Raw genomic sequence first — 16,221 nt, 5'->3', positions numbered from 1 at the left:
AGTATATGTATGGAAAATAACACCCTTATTCATAATTTCGGTTTTTCCACCATATTTTATAGGGATAGTGGAAAGGATGGGATTAAATTGCACAAAAAAAGAATCATTTGGATTGTCGAGCACTGTGACACAAAAGGCTCGTATCCAATCGAACGCGCCGTGACCTTAGCAAATTTGCTGCAGGAGGAAAGTGTCTTTTTGTTTGTCAAAACCGACAATCAAGCATTAATTGATAAGTTAGCCACGACGAAATTAACGATCGTGTTATTTGATCGTTTTATAGAGTTAAAAAAGAAAATTCGCGAGCTGGAACCGGATTTAATTGTCCATGACGGTAAAGATACGCAGCTTGATCAAATTGAAATGATTCGCCCCTACTGCCAAACGATTGTTCATTTCGACGATTTCGGCATGGGTGTACAGCTGGTCGATTGCCATATTATCGCGCTCTTTGGTGAGCCCCACGAGGAATCATTACCGCAAGAACTTGCAGGCAGCTACGCATTTGCCGTACCACCAAACTTAGAGCAAACGGCACAGGCCATTTACGATTCGTCCGATTGTTCTATTAAACAAGAGCTTCCACACATCGTCGTCGCTTTTGAGGACGGGGATGCCAATAATCTAACGTACCGCACATTACGCCACCTTACGCAGCTCCATATCCCACTCAAAATTTCGATAGCGATTGATGACGATTACAAGCACGATTTGGACAGCCTTAAGCTCATGGCACTCAGCCGCCGCAATACAGAAATCGTCAAGCGCGCCGATGCCCTACTCCATCTCATGCCAGATGCTGACCTCATCATTTGCAACGCCAATTACACACCTTACAAAGTTGCAACAGCCGGAATCCCTTGTATTACAACTGCCCAACAAGAACAAGAATTAAACTATACCTTTGCCCGTGAAATGAACGGATTTATTCATATCGGTCTTGGTCGAAAAATGAAGCAGTCAATTTTACAAAATGCGGTGATGGAACTTTTACTGCACGAATCCCGCCGCGAACGCGCTGTCCGTAAACAGCGTGCCTTAGAAATCTTGACGAACAATGATATTTTGAAAAATTTACTGCTCGATTTAGCATATTCTCGTCATAATCTTGCGCACATGTAGTGAAAAAACTAAACGCATTATGTTACAATACAAAAAGATGAATTTTGTTAGTTAAAGGAGCAAACATCGATGTTAACAAAGAGCCAATTACAGCAAGAAATTGCCGAGCTGAAGATGGATTACATCAATCTTCAAGGCGATACAGAAAAATTAGAGTCAGTAGGCCATGCAGATTCAGTGAAGCAGGCGGTAACACGTCTAGAGAATATGGAAGCAAGGCTCGCAGAACTAAATAAACAGCTCGCAGCACTATAATGCCTGCGAGTTTTTTTTGAGGAAATATATAGCGAAAGCAAAAACACAGGCTGGCTTTTCTAATAGAAGTTGCTTTATTTATTGGTGGGCTACGGCATTACAGCCTACAAGCCACGTTGTACGTGTCTTTACGACTGTCTTTTATGCCGTTTGCGATGCCCACCAATCCATCATTTCTTCCTCGTCATAAAGTAAAGAGCGTGAAATCAAGCCGCTTGCGCTATCGCGAGGCAAGGAACAATCAAATGCCTTGTGATTTGATTGTTCCTTTGCGACGAAAGCGTAGCGACAGGAGCAGGCCTCTCGGATGGTAGAAGTTATTCCTTCTTAATTGAGTATGCTTTGAATCAATGCTCTCTATTAGTAGAGAATTATTTATTAGTAATACTTTTTCTAAAAGCTCACTTTATACTAAAGTTGAGTGGCGCGAAGCAAAGGATGGATTATTAGATAGATCTGCTTCAATGAAAAGAGTTGTACGGAGTGGAGGCGGCGACTTCTAGAGGATTAGCGTGCGCGGAAAATCCAATGTATTGTGCCGTCGTAAGAGGCACAATACATTTAGTTGCAGCCACGCCCTCAGAAAAGCGTCCGCCGCAACGCAGTACAACGGACTTGGGGCTAAAATCAATCCCAATCAACGCGCTCTCCCCGCAGCGCAGCAGAACGGATTGTATTAAAATAACACTTTCTAAAAGAATAAATTATATAAAAACACTCGGAGGATTAGTATATGGCAATTTTAACAGTTGAAAATTTAGGTCATTCATTTGGTGACCGCACGTTATTTAAAGATGTTTCATTCCGCTTAGTCGAAGGCGATCACATCGGCTTAGTCGGCGCAAACGGTGTTGGGAAATCAACATTAATGGGCATTCTGACAGGACAACAAATTCACGACGAAGGTAAAGTCGAGTGGTTACCAGGCACGCATTATGGTTACCTAGATCAGCACACAGTATTAACTACAGGCCGCTCAATGCGCGATGCGTTAAGTGATGCGTTTTTACCACTGTACCAAAAAGAAGCACGCTTAAACGAAATTTCGGCTGAGCTTGCAGAGCCCGATGCAGATTACGACAAATTATTAGAAGAAATGTCAGAAATTCAAGATGCACTTGATGCAGGTGATTTCTATAACTTAGATATGAAAATCGATGATATCGCACGCGGCTTAGGCTTAGATGCAATTGGTTTAGACCGTGACGTAGCAGCCCTTTCTGGTGGTCAACGCACAAAAGTGTTACTGGCGAAGCTTTTACTTGAAAAGCCAAAAGTATTATTACTAGATGAGCCTACCAACTATCTAGACGAAGAGCATGTAACGTGGTTAAAGAACTACTTAAAAAACTACCCATACGCGTTCCTATTAATTTCGCATGATACGGAATTCATGAATGATGTTGTAGATGTAATCCTACACTTAGAATTCGCAAAAATGACGCGCTACACAGCGACATACGAAAAATTCATCGAACTTGCGGAAATCAACAAGCGTCAACATATCGATGCGTACGAAAAGCAGCAAGAATTCATTAAACAGCAAGAAGATTTCATTAACCGTAACAAGGCACGTTATTCAACAAGTGGCCGTGCGAAATCACGTGCGAAGCAATTAGACCGCATGGAGCGTATTGACCGCCCTGAAACAGCTGTAAAACCTGAGTTCAGCTTTAAAGAAGCGCGTACACCAGGCCGTTATGTCGTGGAAGCTGAAAACTTAGTGATCGGTTATGACAAAGAAAAACCGTTATTACCACCATTAACATTCCAAATCGAGCGCGGTGAAAAAATTGCCCTTGTTGGGATGAACGGTGTCGGTAAATCGACGCTACTAAAAACAATGCTTGGTAAAGTACAGCCGTTAGATGGAAAATTCTATTTAGGTGAATACTTAGAGCCGTCTTACTTCGAGCAAGAAGTAAAAGCAGACAAAATTACACCAATCGACGATGTATGGAACGCGTTCCCTTCTATGGAACAAGCGCAAGTTCGTGCGGCTTTAGCACGCGCTGGTCTAAAAACAGACCATATCACACGTCCACTGAACTCACTTTCTGGTGGTGAGCAAGCGAAAGTTCGTTTATGTAAATTAATGATGGACCAAACAAACTGGTTAATCTTTGACGAACCTACAAATCACTTAGACGTTACTGCAAAAGAGGAATTAAAACGTGCAATGAAGGAATTCAAAGGCACAATCGTTCTTGTATCGCATGAACCTGAATTCTATGAAGGTTTAGTGACAAAGATCTGGAACGTACAAGATTGGTTCACAACGCGTGAAACAAAAGAGTTAAACGAATTTAAATAAGCTTTGATAAAACGCTATTTCCTAGTCATAGGGAGTAGCGTTTTTTTACCTAATTCTCAAATAAAAAAAGTCATATGCAGGAGGTCGAGTCCCCTACATATGACTATGTTTGTTAGCCTTCGTGTACTTTATAGCCAGAAACATCCTCGTCTAACAGGAAGTTGGTTCCGCGCTTTTTAAAGGCTGTGGCAAAGAACATAGCTACGATAATAAGTGTCGCCACCGTTCCGAGAATGTACGACTCTGTTAGCCCCATCCCAAAGCCCATTGTCGGCTCATAAATAATATAAACAAATACCATCGACGTCATGAATGTAGCCGGTACGGTTGCGATCCAGTGATTGCTCTTTTTCAAGAACAAGTACATCGCCCCGACCCACAGTGCAATGACAGCGGTTACACCGTTTGCCCAAGAGAAATAACGCCATAAAATATTAAAATCAATTCTTGTTAAGGCAAATGATAGGACGAATAATGGAATTGCAATCCATAAACGACTTAAAATTTTTGCTTGTGAGAACTTGAAGTAATCTGCAATAATCATACGTGCTGCACGGAATGCTGTATCCCCTGACGTAATTGGTAACACAACAACACCTAAAATCGCTAATGTACCTCCAACAGCACCTAATGTCGCAATTGAAATTTCACTTACAACTCCTGCAGGACCACCTGCTGCAAGTATTTCGTTTAGACCTACTGGCCCGTTGAAAATACTCATTGCCGCAGCTGCCCAAATCATCGCAATAATCCCCTCTGCGATCATCATGCCATAGAAAATTTTACGCCCTTGCCCTTCTTTTTGCGTTGTACGCGAAATAATCGGCGTTTGCGTTGCATGGAAGCCTGAAAGCGCCCCACATGTAATCGTAAAGAACAGCATTGGGAAAATTGGTAATAAGCCCGGATGCATGTTTTCAAATGATAGCTCTGGAATCGGTGCACCTGTAAACACAAGCACTACCCCAATACCTAACGCAGAGAAAATTAACAACGCACCGAAATATGGGTAAAGACGCCCGATAATTTTATCAATCGGTAGTAACGTTGCAAAAATATAATAAGCAAAGATAACACCAACAATAACAGCAAGTGCCACTTTTCCATCAAATAAATTACTAATGAGCATCGCTGGTGATGTCACGAATACCGTCCCTACTAAAAGTAATAATAATAGCGCAAAAATATTAACGACATGCTTCATCGCCACCCCTAAATACTTTGAAGCAAGTGCTGGTAAATGCGCGCCTTTATTACGGATTGAAATCATCCCCGTTAAATAGTCATGCACGGCACCAGCAAATATACAGCCGACCACAATCCAAATAAATGCAGCTGGCCCGTATAATGCACCGGCAATTGGACCAAATACTGGCCCAGTTCCTGCAATATTCAGCAGCTGAATTAATGAATTCTTCGGTGTCGACATTGGTACATAGTCAACCCCATCCTGGTTTACATAAGCAGGCGTTGGACGCTTTTCATTATGTCCAAACACCTTCTCGACGTACTTTCCGTATGTGAAGTACCCTACGATAAGTAACACAATCGATACTAAAAATGTAATCATTCCCTCATCCCCCTTGTTTTGAGATTAATACATTTTAAAATTACCATTAGATTAGAAGAATATCAATAATTTATCTGAAAATTCTAACTAAAGAACGAGTTTTCTACATTACATCACTAAATGGGTATTAATAGAATTAACCCGATAACCTTTCAGCTCAGTTCATACTATATAAAGACTATGCTTTATCCCCCACGCGAATGACATGCTCCTGTTACTTTAATTACGTCGCAAATAAAATAGGCAACAATTTATACGAATATATCATGCTGTCATCGTATCTTTACAAAACTGTAATATAAAATCCGAAACTTTTCACTAGCACAGACGTATATTTTATTAGAAGAGTGGGTAAACAAATAATGGAAAAGTAAACCAGTGAAAAACATATTGCAATACAAGTAGCTTACTGGTAAGATATTCATATAAACAAATGTCTTACAACTAAGCTATCACCTAAATATTTTAATTATGGGAAGCGAGGAAATATATTATGACAGTTACAATTTATACACAATCAAGCTGTTCTTCATCACGTAAAGCACTAAAATGGTTAAACGAAAACGACATCGTTTACACAGAAAAACGTACAACTTCTCAGGCATTAACATTAGCTGAGTTCAAACATATTTTAAGCATGACTGAAGACGGGACAGACGAAATTATCGCAACAAACTCAAATGACTTCAAAAATTTAGATCTTGATATCGATCAATTATCCATTCAAGAGCTTTATAATTTAATTCAGCAGCATCCACGTATGTTGCGTAGCCCTATTTTACTTGACGAAAAACGCATTCAAATCGGCTATAACGAAATGGACATCCGTCGCTTCATTCCACGTAAGGTGCGTGCATTTGAACTGAATGCCCTTCAAAAGCTAGCTGTCGAATAGCGAAAACTTCTTGGAGTTGACCACTTATGAATGAGCAAAAACGGGAGCAATTATCTGCTCTATTTGAAACTATGTCTTCACTCGAGCGCAAGATTGCGAACCAATGGAACAGCCAGGATTTACTGGGGTTTTCAAAATCACATATCTTCATTTTAGCTTTTTTGCATACAGAGGGTCCAAAACGCCCTTCTGCGATTGCAGAAAAGTTAAAAGTGACGACAGGCGGGGTTACGGTTTTAACGACGAAGCTTTTAAAAGCCGGCCTCATCGAGAAGACACAACACGAAACCGATCGTCGTGCCTCACAAATTCATATTACCCAAGCAGGTATCGACGTATTGGAAAGCTCCAAACAACAAGTTGATACACTATTTGAAAATATTTTCGGTATGTTAAATGAGGATGAGCTCAAAACCTTAACACAGCTTTTTGAAAAATGTGCGAAACTATAAAATCGATGGAGAGATCAAATCTCCATCGATTTTTTTTGCCAAAAAAAAGAAACGACTGCAACTTTCTACAATCGTTTTCGTTCTTATAATTAAGCTGGTAAAATCGCTTCAGCCGCGCTGTTGTCAGCTAATAAAATTTCTTTTAAACGCGCCTTTGCACGGAATAAACGAGATTTTACTGTACCGATCGAAACTTTCATCAGCTCTGAAATTTCTGCTAGTGAAAATTGATCCACATAGAAATACCATAATGTTTTTTGATAAATGTTGTCGAGCTGACCCATTTTTTCTTGGACGATTTTCGTGATTTCCGTTTTTTCCACAAGTTCTTCCGTAGAAACGTCATTGTTGGGAACCAAATCTAAAACCGGTACGTCTAATTGTTCAGGTTGACTCATCATATATTTACTACGGCGCACATTTTTGCGATAGCGGTCGCGGAATGTGTTCATTGTAATCGTTGTTAACCAAGCTTTCACATGATCTACCTGTGCGACCGAATCCTCATAGCGCACAACTTTCACCCAAACTTCTTGCATTAAATCCTCTGCTTCGTTTTGATTACGTGTTAATTTTAAGCATAGGTGGTAAATGTAGCGGTTGTATTCGTCATAAATAGTGGCTAATAATTCGTTCATTTGTAAAACCTCCGATAGATTTTATTTATATAAAGTCAAGTCAATTTATGTTTAAGTTCAAATCGTTACTTACTTACTTTCTAACTTTATTTTGCCAAAATAAATACTTACACTCTATCGGATTGGCTTTCAATTACCTTACAATGATGTAAGCTACGGCGTAATTATTTGTACTGTGCCATGTTTCCTGACCTCATGCTACCTCTACCTCTTACTTCCTTACAAGGTTTTCACTATCGTAGAAAATAGTTCCACTAACTTTTTAAAGTCTCGCTCAAACGTTGGCTGAATCGTGCTAATTTGTGCGGATTGACGCGCTTTTAAATAGCTACTGTCGCTATGCAGGTAAAAGCCGTTTAGTTCACAGGTCTCAATGATTTTTGGTATGTCCTCATGCTGCAGCGTGGCGATAATCGGACTACTTGCGACAATCGGTAAGTCCGCATTCCTTACAAGTTCCGCGCGCTTTTGTAAGACTTGAAAACGCTCTGGATATGCTTGCAATGCTACATTTACCGCTTTTACAAAGAAATGCGGCAGCGTAAACGGAATATTTTTCTCTACATAATAAGGTAAGTTCAGATATAGCGGTACCTCACTCTGCTTCGGTGCTTCCTTACAAAACACGAAAGCTAAGCCAGCAATCGTTCCAAGTGCCTTGCCACTACTCGCGGTTGCATAATGTACATGCTCCATTGAAAAGTCCACCGCGCCAAATGAGCTGACACAATCCGCACATAACACTGCACCGTAGCGCGTCGCTAATTCGGCTAGCTGTTCGAGCGGGTTCATTACACTGTTTGACGTTTCGCTATGCACAAAGACAAGATAGTGATAGCTACTCGTTTGAAGCTGCTGCTCGATTTTTTCAAGTAAAAACGGCTGCCCCCAACCAAAGTCAATCGCATCAAACGTCAAATTCCATTGCTCTGCCTGCTTGATTAAGCGACTGCCAAATTCCCCATTTGATAAAAATAGCCCGCGAGACTCTGGAAAATCACTTTTTAATTGGCCAAGCATTGCATCATTTGCGAGTGTGCCGCTACCAAGCATCGGAATGACACATTGTGCTTTTGTTACCTGGCATAGCCCCTGTTTCATCTGTGTCAGCTCCTGCTCAAACTGCACGGAGCGATGCGATAACACCGATTGCCCCATCTCGTTTTCGAGTGCTACTGGACCTGGGTAAAATACCACATTTTTTTCACGCAAACGCTCGCGAAACACGGCGCTATCTTTTCTTGTTAACACCATCGGCAAATAGCGTGCCTCTTTTGCACCAACCGCCGGGGCAAACTGTTTATAACCCATGTCGGTATACAGCTTTTCCTGGCGCACCGTCCCTGAAATGACACATGCCGTATAGCCCTTATCGTAGAAATAACGGTAAATCGCCGTTGCTAGCTTTGTAAACACGCGGCCATTTCGGTACGCTTTTTTCACAGCCAACAAGCGAATTTCGCATAAATACTTACATAACGCTTCATCTAAATGCCCTTCGACCGCACCAATTTTTTGGTCAATCGAAAACGGACGTTGATCACGGAACGCGACCATGCCAATGATTTCGGTATGCTTATAAACAACGACATACGTATTTTCAGCGTGAAATTTATCGACTAAGCGCTTGTCTGCATTCTGTTCGTGCTGCGGGATTTCCTCCACAAATGTTTCATAGTTTAATGCCGCGATTGCATCAAATTCCTGTTCAGTTGTTGCAACTTTACTCCAGTACATGTGGCCTCACTCTTTCCATTATGCTTTTGCGTTGCTTCCATAGTACAAAAATTAACGCGATACTCAAAATTATTCCAGCCGGCATGACGATTGAAATCACCACACCGTATAGTACAAAGCTAATCACCATGCTAAGCGTGGCACTTTTCGTAGCGAGCATGCTTACGAGAAAGCTTGCTAACAATACGAGGATATATAGTGGTGAAAAGGCCAGCATTGCTCCGACAATGGTAGCCACCCCTTTCCCACCGCGCCCTTTATTCCAAAACGGATATAAATGTCCTAACGTAACAGCGATTACAGCGAACGCAATTGTTGGCTCTGAAAACTCCAGGGCTCTTCCGATTATGACAACGAGGAAGCCCTTTAGCGCATCCCCTACTGCCACGATAGCAAATGCCCATTTCCCAAGTGTTCTTCCTGCGTTTCGCGCGCCTAGATTACCGCTGTTTTCGTTTTGTAAATTGACTTTTTTTAGTTTGCCAACGATCCCGGCGAACAGAATTGTGCCTAATAAATAACTTATTATGATATAGAGCACCGTTATGCCCTCCTACAATTGTTTTTTATGTTGTTTCAATTCGACATTGCGTACAAACAGTCCTTTCTTGTGTGCTGAAAACGAAAAGCGCCCTTCCTAAAGCTAAGATTATCAACACTTACACCGTTATGCTATACTTATTTCCATAATCGAAATAAAAGGAGGGGCCCATTCATATGAGTCACTTAGAAAAATTAGACGCTTACTTCACAGAACACCGTGCGCGTCACTTAGAAGAATTAAACGAATTTTTACGCATTCCAAGCATTTCGGCTTTATCAGAGCATAAAGACGATATGACGACGGCTGCTAACTGGTTAGCAGATCATTTAAAAGCGTTAAACATCGAAAATGTAGCAGTCGAACAAACAGCAGGTCACCCGGTTGTATACGGTGAGTGGTTACACGCTGAAGGCAAACCAACGATCCTATTCTACGGTCACTATGACGTGCAGCCAGTAGACCCATTACACTTATGGGAAACACCACCGTTTGAGCCAGCTATCCGCGACAACAAGCTATTCGCGCGTGGGTCTTCTGACGACAAAGGCCAAGTATTCATGCACTTAAAAATGATCGAAGCCTTATTTGCAACAGAAGGTACATTACCGGTAAACGTGAAATTCATTTACGAGGGCGAAGAAGAAATCGGTAGCCCGTCATTACCAGCATATACAGAAGACAACAAAGAACGCTTAGCAGCAGACTTAATCGTGATTTCCGATACAGGTCTTTACGCAAAAGGCAAACCAGCAGTATGCTACGGCTTACGTGGTTTAACAGGCGTACAAATCGATATCCGCGGTGCAAAAGGCGATTTACACTCAGGCCTATACGGTGGCGGCGTGCAAAACGCAATTCACGCATTAACGGAAATTTTAGCGTCATTCCGTGATGAGCATGGGACAATTCAAGTAGAAGGCTTCTACGACAACGTCTTACCATTATCAGAAGAAGAGCGCCAAGCATACCGCGATCTTAACTTTGATGAAGCGGCATTAAAAGAAGAAGTGGGCGTGAAGGAATTATTCGGCGAAGCGGGCTACTCTTACTTAGAGCAAACGTGGGCACGTCCAACATTAGAAGTAAATGGTGTATTCGGTGGGTTCTCAGGCGAAGGCATTAAAACGGTTTTACCGGCTGAAGCAGGCGCAAAAATTACATGCCGCTTAGTACCAAACCAAGACCCAGAAGAAATCGTAGCATTACTGAAAGCACATATCGAAAAACACAAGCCAGTTGGTGTTGAAGTGGTTGTTTCTGAGTTTGACAAAGGAAAACCATACATCACGCCATTCGATCATCCAGTTATTCAAGCAGCAGGCCGTTCTTACGAAAAAGTATATAACGTACCAACAGCTTACACACGCGGTGGCGGCTCGATTCCAATCGTAGCAGCGTTTGACGAAATTTTAGATTTACCAGTTGTGCTAATGGGCTTCGGACTTTCGAGCGAAAACTTCCACGCACCAAACGAGCACTTCCATTTAGAAAACTTCGACCAAGGCTTACGCGTACTTGGCGATTACATGCATGAAATTGCGGATTTAAAACTTTAATTAATAATAAAAAACTCCAATGCCCACATGAGCGTTGGAGTTTTTTTCACGTACGTTGACCATATAAAAATAGGGGGTTTTATATGTTGTCGAAGTCGTATACGAAATATGAGTAAAATAAGCATTTTAGAGTATGAGACTTATTATCAAGCGTTTTACTTGATGCATTTATCATAGCATCTCCTATTTTCTAACAAAAGAGGCCTGCCTACATTGTCATATTATGCTCACAACTTTTGTTCACAATTTCTCAACTTTTCTAGCCATTTTTACAAAATTGCCGCCCACCTACTAGTTTCGAGTAATTTTAAGCACTCAGTTGATTCATTCGTAATATTTTTAGTATAATAAAGGCAGCTTACAAAAAATCTACAATAATTACCATATAAGGTCGTTACATATAGTACTTATTATTATCCTATACACCCTAACTAAGAAAGGAATTGGGTAACGTGTCATCACTACGTATTAAAAATGCTGCACTCATCCTCTTTGCACAAAGAGGCTATGAAGGCGCTTCACTCGCTGACATTATTGAAGATGTTGGCATAAAAAAATCTTCTATCTACAATCACTACAAAAGTAAGGACGATTTGTTTTTATCGGTTTACGAATCTTGTGTTCACGAAGAAATTCAAGTAACGAGAGATTTTTTTAAGAAGCATTTAACAAACGAAACATTACTTCCTACATTAAAAGCCTATATTGAATTTCATTCGCACCGCATAAAAAATATTCCAAGCGCGCATTTTTTATTTCGATTTATTATTTTTCCACCACATCATTTACATGAGGTCTTACTTGAAAAGTCTGAAAGCTACTATGAGAAGCTGAACGTTCAATTTATTGAATTTTTAAACACTACCGAAACATTCAAGGCCTATACTGAAGAGCAAGCAACGCATTTTGTACACTTGTATTTAGTTATTTTACAAGGCATTCGTCTGGATCATTTAACAGGTGGCGGTTACCTTTCCCAAACACGTCTGGATATTGCGTGGACGTTTTTCTTAAAACAAGTAGAGGATCAATTTACAACAAAATAAAAACAAGGCATAAATGCGCGATGCATTTATGCCTTTTCTTTATAGCAGTGTATAGGCGAGCGCGAATGCACTTTTCTTATAGCGCGTTTAAAATCATCCCTACTGTTGCATAGATGAATACCGTGCCGAACACAGCCATCATATGGAATAACGAGTAGGCGAACATTTTATTGGCCCATTTTTTCTGTTCTTTTTTCTTAGAAGCGGTAATACTCATTGCGAGCCAAATGATACCTAAAATGATTGAGACAATCGTCAGGCCTGAGCTAAGTGGTAAAAATAAAAAGCTCGATAAAATGAGTAACACTAAGTAAATATTTGATTGAATATACGTACGGCGCTCCCCTTTTACTACGGGTAGCATCGGAATATTAGCTGCGGCATAGTCTTCTTTTTTACGAATGGCAATGGCGTAAAAGTGTGGCATTTGCCAAATCACCATAATTAAAAACAGTGCCCATGCGGCTGGATGCCAAATGTCCGGTGCCACTGCTGCCCATCCGATAAGTGGTGGCATTGCGCCTGAAATACTGCCGACTTCCGTGTTCCAAATCGTACGACGTTTTGTCCACATTGTGTAAGGTACAACATAGAAAAATACCCCTAAAAAGCCAAGGAACGCGGCAAGTGGCGTTGCGAAGTAAAGTAATACTAAACCAGCAATGAGTAATAAGGTAGCCGTTACTAATACCTGTTTTGCTGATAACTGACCCGTTACCGTTGGGCGTAATTTTGTACGCGGCATAATTTTGTCAATATCTCGGTCGTACACATTATTATACGCACCTGCAGCAGCAATGACGGCAGCCGTGCCTAGAAAAGCAAAAATAATAGTGGGAATATGTTCAATAAAGTCTAATTCATATGTGTATAAGGCGAGCATAAGCGCTGCGATCATCGGAATTAAATTGGATTTAATAATTCCGGTTTTTACAGCTTGCGCCCACAACTGTCGATTTGATTGCGTTTGCATGTTTCATAATCCTACTTCCTCAATTAATCACTTTCTCTAGTATAACCCAAACCGCTCGCAAAGGGTTAGTTTCCGCACTTTTTTTCAAATATTTTCATGTTGCTGTTCGTGAAAACTCCGTCACAATTCAGGATTTTTTTGACGGTAAACCCATTTAATTAATGGCAGAATAAGTAGGAAAATAAACAGTAAGCGGAATAGCTGAAACACCGTCACAACCGAAATATCAGCTTGTACCGCAGCCGCAAGTAAGCCCATTTGATCCAGACCTCCTGGTGCAGTGCTTAAAAAGCTCGTTGCAAAACTTAAATCTAAATAGTTCGCAATGAGTAGGCTTGTTCCGTACGTGAGCGCAATCATCAGCACCGTACTCGCAACACCACCGACTAACACTTTGGCCGGTAAGCGCAGCGTTTCTGGCTTTAGTAGTAAACCAATGTAGGCTCCGATTAAAACCTGTGCGATATGTAGCACATCGCTCGGCATCATCGCGGCTTCCACTGAAAACAGCTTCAATAAAATGACGACTACGATTGGCGTTAAAAATTGTGCAACTGGCAATTTGATTTTCCTACCGAGTGGCACAAGCGCGGCCGCGAATAAAATCAGGACGACCACTTGCCACACGTCTAGTGAAATCGGAATCGTCCCCCCACTTACCACATGTCCCGACACTAAAAACGGGATCAGTAACACTACCCCAAGCACGCGGACAATATGGAAATACGTTACCGCCGTTAAATTGACGTCGCCCTCTTCTTCGGCAAATAGCACAAGCTGTGACAAGCCCCCAGGAACATTGGCCGCAACTGCGGTTTTAAACGACAGACTCGTTGTTTTCGAGATGATCCAGGCAATCCCTAAGCAAAAACCAAAGAGTAGGATATTAATAATGACCATAAAAAACAGCAACGATTTAAAATCGCTAAATAACGACAGGTCAAATTGCTGCCCAATCGCCACCCCGACGATAATTAACCCGGTATTCCGTAAAACTGCCGGCCAGCGTAGACGTTCCTTAATGAAAAACTGGGCAATTAATACGGAAAAAATCGGTCCTAACAGCCACGGAATGGGCAGTGCTAATGCAGAAAAAACAAGCGCTCCGATTAACGCGATGATAAATACAAGAATGATAGCGCATCCCCTCCATTCATTTCACAACAGTACATATACAATTATTTCAATTACCTAAACTATAGCATCTTTTTTTATGCTTTTTCATTCAATATTTTTTTGCTGGATTGAACGTTTTCACCAAGAATTTTTATTTTTAAAATTGCATAAAAATTCAACTGCTTTTTTTGTTATATAATACGCATTTCCAAGTGAACAGTAGAATTCTAACAATCAACATTTCTATATCGCTCTTTTAATAATCTGTGTACCAATACAAAGAAAGCCCCTATTTCCGTTTACAATATACAATTGTATTACAAAATAATACTATTCAGAAAAAATAAAACAGACGTTTTCAGTTGCTTATTTGAAATTACAATTGCATAATCAAGGCATAAAGTTATCACACTTTAAATCTTCTAATCAGAGGCGATATAAATGATTTATGCAAATCCTAATACAGAAGGCTCTTTAGTACAATTTAAAGAACGTTACGAAAACTTCATCGGCGGCGAATGGATTGCCCCGGTTAAAGGTCAATATTTAGAAGTAAAATCTCCATTAACAGGTAAAGTATTCACATCAGTTGCACGTTCAACTGAAGAAGATATCGAGTTAGCTTTAGATGCTGCACACGCGGCAAAAGACGCTTGGGCTCATACTTCTGTTGCTTACCGTGCAAATATTTTAAATAAAATTGCTGATCGTATCGAAGCAAACTTAGAAATGATCGCCGTTGCTGAAACTTGGGACAACGGTAAAGCAGTACGTGAAACATTAAATGCAGATATTCCATTAGTAGTGGATCACTTCCGTTACTTTGCTGGTGCGATTCGTGCACAACAAGGCGGTATTTCTGAAATCGACAACGATACAGTAGCTTACCACTTCCACGAACCAATCGGGGTTGTTGGTCAAATTATTCCTTGGAACTTCCCATTATTAATGGCTGCTTGGAAAATTGCGCCTGCTTTAGCTGCTGGTAACGTAATCGTTATGAAGCCTGCTGAGCAAACGCCAGCTTCTATGATGCTATTAATTGAAACAATCCAAGACTTATTACCAAAAGGCGTATTCAACGTTGTTAATGGTTTAGGTGTTGAAACAGGTAAACCACTTGCAACAAACCCACGTATTAACAAAGTTGCCTTCACAGGTTCAACTGGCGTTGGTCGTTTAATTATGCAATACGCAACTGAAAACATTATTCCGGTAACATTAGAGCTTGGTGGTAAATCACCAAACATCTTCTTCCCAGACGTAATGGATAAAGACGATGAGTACTTAGACAAAGCAATCGAAGGTTTAGTATTATTCGCACTGAACTCAGGTGAAATTTGTACTTGTCCTTCACGTGCATTAGTACACGAAGACATTTACGAAGAATTCATGAAACGTGCATTAGAACGCATTAAAGCAATCAAAATCGGTAACCCATTAGATACTGAAACAATGATGGGTGCACAAGCTTCACAACAACAATTAGAAAAAATCATGTCGTACATGACAATCGGCCAAGAAGAAGGCGCTGAGCTATTAATCGGCGGGAACCAAAACGTTCTTGACGGCGAATTAGAAGGCGGTTACTATGTAGCTCCTACTGTATTCAAAGGTACAAACGACATGCGTATCTTCCAAGAAGAAATCTTTGGTCCAGTTCTTTCTGTTACGACTTTCAAAACATTTGAAGAAGCAATGGAAATTGCCAACGACTCAGACTTCGGTCTAGGTGCTGGTGTTTGGTCTCGTAACATGGATACAGCTTACCGTGCTGTTCGTGGTATTCAAGCTGGTCGTGTTTGGACAAACACATACCACCAATACCCTGCTCACGCTGCATTCGGCGGTTACAAACAATCAGGTATCGGTCGTGAAAACCACTTAATGATGTTAGAGCACTACCAACAAACGAAATGTATGTTAGTAAGCTATAACCAAGCACCAATGGGCTTCTTCTAAGTCGATTATGCTCTACTGGGATGTGCTATTTTAGCGCATCC

At 40.9% G+C, this 16,221-nt stretch carries 14 protein-coding genes; 8 read left to right on the top strand and 6 right to left on the bottom strand.

Annotated features, from left to right (window positions below; translation table 11 throughout):
* Positions 1–87: 87 nt before the first annotated feature.
* From NSQ62_RS01805 to NSQ62_RS01795, 3 genes are all read left to right on the top strand, one after another.
* Positions 88–1,122 carry a CMP-N-acetylneuraminic acid synthetase gene (locus NSQ62_RS01805; RefSeq protein ID WP_341322232.1) on the top strand — a complete coding sequence of 345 codons (1,035 nt, stop codon included), beginning with the start codon at positions 88–90 and terminating at the stop codon, positions 1,120–1,122.
* 69 nt (positions 1,123–1,191) lie between these two features.
* Positions 1,192–1,377 (top strand): SE1832 family protein, encoded by a 186-nt coding sequence (locus NSQ62_RS01800; RefSeq protein ID WP_341322231.1) that lies wholly within the window; start codon positions 1,192–1,194, stop codon positions 1,375–1,377.
* A 733-nt stretch (positions 1,378–2,110) separates the two neighbouring features.
* On the top strand, positions 2,111–3,691 hold the full coding sequence (locus NSQ62_RS01795) for an ABC-F family ATP-binding cassette domain-containing protein (protein ID WP_341322230.1): 1,581 nt from the start codon (positions 2,111–2,113) through the stop codon (positions 3,689–3,691).
* A 112-nt stretch (positions 3,692–3,803) separates the two neighbouring features.
* Here the strand turns inward: NSQ62_RS01795 and NSQ62_RS01790 are convergent, their stop codons facing one another.
* Positions 3,804–5,261, bottom strand: coding sequence for a carbon starvation CstA family protein (locus NSQ62_RS01790; protein ID WP_341322229.1), 1,458 nt, complete (start codon positions 5,259–5,261; stop codon positions 3,804–3,806).
* Between the two features lie 493 nt (positions 5,262–5,754).
* Between NSQ62_RS01790 and spx the strand changes: the two genes are divergently transcribed.
* Positions 5,755–6,156, top strand: coding sequence for a transcriptional regulator Spx (gene spx, locus NSQ62_RS01785; protein ID WP_341322228.1), 402 nt, complete (start codon positions 5,755–5,757; stop codon positions 6,154–6,156).
* Between the two features lie 26 nt (positions 6,157–6,182).
* Positions 6,183–6,608: a MarR family transcriptional regulator gene (locus NSQ62_RS01780; RefSeq protein WP_341322227.1), complete on the top strand. Its 426-nt coding sequence runs from the start codon at positions 6,183–6,185 to the stop codon at positions 6,606–6,608.
* 89 nt (positions 6,609–6,697) lie between these two features.
* Here NSQ62_RS01780 and NSQ62_RS01775 read toward each other — a convergent pair whose 3' ends face one another.
* The 3 genes from NSQ62_RS01775 to NSQ62_RS01765 all read right to left on the bottom strand — a co-directional run bounded on the left by NSQ62_RS01775 (position 6,698) and on the right by NSQ62_RS01765 (position 9,524).
* A complete protein-coding gene (locus NSQ62_RS01775; protein WP_341322226.1) occupies positions 6,698–7,246 on the bottom strand; it encodes an RNA polymerase sigma factor in 549 nt (182 codons plus the stop codon).
* 219 nt (positions 7,247–7,465) lie between these two features.
* Entirely contained in the window at positions 7,466–8,983 is a 1,518-nt protein-coding gene (locus NSQ62_RS01770) for an aminotransferase class V-fold PLP-dependent enzyme (protein WP_341322225.1), read from the bottom strand.
* A complete protein-coding gene (locus NSQ62_RS01765; RefSeq protein WP_341322224.1) occupies positions 8,970–9,524 on the bottom strand; it encodes a glycerol-3-phosphate acyltransferase in 555 nt (184 codons plus the stop codon). Before NSQ62_RS01765 ends, NSQ62_RS01770 begins: the two co-directional genes overlap by 14 nt.
* Before the next feature lie 176 nt (positions 9,525–9,700).
* On the opposite strand from NSQ62_RS01765, the gene NSQ62_RS01760 reads away from it, so the two are divergent.
* Together NSQ62_RS01760 and NSQ62_RS01755 are read left to right on the top strand one after the other, a co-directional pair.
* Positions 9,701–11,083, top strand: a complete 1,383-nt coding sequence (locus NSQ62_RS01760; RefSeq protein WP_341322223.1) for a dipeptidase — start codon at positions 9,701–9,703, stop codon at positions 11,081–11,083.
* 452 nt (positions 11,084–11,535) lie between these two features.
* On the top strand, positions 11,536–12,129 hold the full coding sequence (locus tag NSQ62_RS01755; protein ID WP_341322222.1) for a TetR/AcrR family transcriptional regulator: 594 nt from the start codon (positions 11,536–11,538) through the stop codon (positions 12,127–12,129).
* Between the two features lie 76 nt (positions 12,130–12,205).
* Here the strand turns inward: NSQ62_RS01755 and cyoE are convergent, their stop codons facing one another.
* Positions 12,206–13,102 carry a heme o synthase gene (gene cyoE, locus NSQ62_RS01750; RefSeq protein ID WP_341322221.1) on the bottom strand — a complete coding sequence of 299 codons (897 nt, stop codon included), beginning with the start codon at positions 13,100–13,102 and terminating at the stop codon, positions 12,206–12,208.
* Between the two features lie 120 nt (positions 13,103–13,222).
* Entirely contained in the window at positions 13,223–14,224 is a 1,002-nt protein-coding gene (locus NSQ62_RS01745; RefSeq protein WP_341323865.1) for an AbrB family transcriptional regulator, read from the bottom strand.
* A 435-nt stretch (positions 14,225–14,659) separates the two neighbouring features.
* Here NSQ62_RS01745 and NSQ62_RS01740 point away from each other — a divergent pair, with 435 nt between their 5' ends.
* Positions 14,660–16,180 carry an aldehyde dehydrogenase family protein gene (locus NSQ62_RS01740; RefSeq protein WP_341322220.1) on the top strand — a complete coding sequence of 507 codons (1,521 nt, stop codon included), beginning with the start codon at positions 14,660–14,662 and terminating at the stop codon, positions 16,178–16,180.
* Positions 16,181–16,221: the final 41 nt, after the last annotated feature.

The organism is Solibacillus sp. FSL H8-0523 (assembly GCF_038051985.1).
Lineage (GTDB): Bacteria > Bacillota > Bacilli > Bacillales_A > Planococcaceae > Solibacillus.
Note: the sequence above shows the minus strand (reverse complement) of the source record. Positions and strands in the feature narration are given on the sequence as shown.

Bases quoted from the DNA above. Each gene is read 5' to 3' on its own strand.
- NSQ62_RS01760 (WP_341322223.1), top strand. From the start codon at position 9,701: ATGAGTCACTTAGAAAAATTAGACGCTTACTTCACAGAACACCGTGCG.
- NSQ62_RS01780 (WP_341322227.1), top strand. From the start codon at position 6,183: ATGAATGAGCAAAAACGGGAGCAATTATCTGCTCTATTTGAAACTATG.
- NSQ62_RS01740 (WP_341322220.1), top strand. From the start codon at position 14,660: ATGATTTATGCAAATCCTAATACAGAAGGCTCTTTAGTACAATTTAAA.
- spx (WP_341322228.1), top strand. From the start codon at position 5,755: ATGACAGTTACAATTTATACACAATCAAGCTGTTCTTCATCACGTAAA.
- NSQ62_RS01775 (WP_341322226.1), bottom strand. From the start codon at position 7,246: ATGAACGAATTATTAGCCACTATTTATGACGAATACAACCGCTACATT.
- NSQ62_RS01800 (WP_341322231.1), top strand. From the start codon at position 1,192: ATGTTAACAAAGAGCCAATTACAGCAAGAAATTGCCGAGCTGAAGATG.
- cyoE (WP_341322221.1), bottom strand. From the start codon at position 13,102: ATGCAAACGCAATCAAATCGACAGTTGTGGGCGCAAGCTGTAAAAACC.
- NSQ62_RS01770 (WP_341322225.1), bottom strand. From the start codon at position 8,983: ATGTACTGGAGTAAAGTTGCAACAACTGAACAGGAATTTGATGCAATC.
- NSQ62_RS01790 (WP_341322229.1), bottom strand. From the start codon at position 5,261: ATGATTACATTTTTAGTATCGATTGTGTTACTTATCGTAGGGTACTTC.
- NSQ62_RS01795 (WP_341322230.1), top strand. From the start codon at position 2,111: ATGGCAATTTTAACAGTTGAAAATTTAGGTCATTCATTTGGTGACCGC.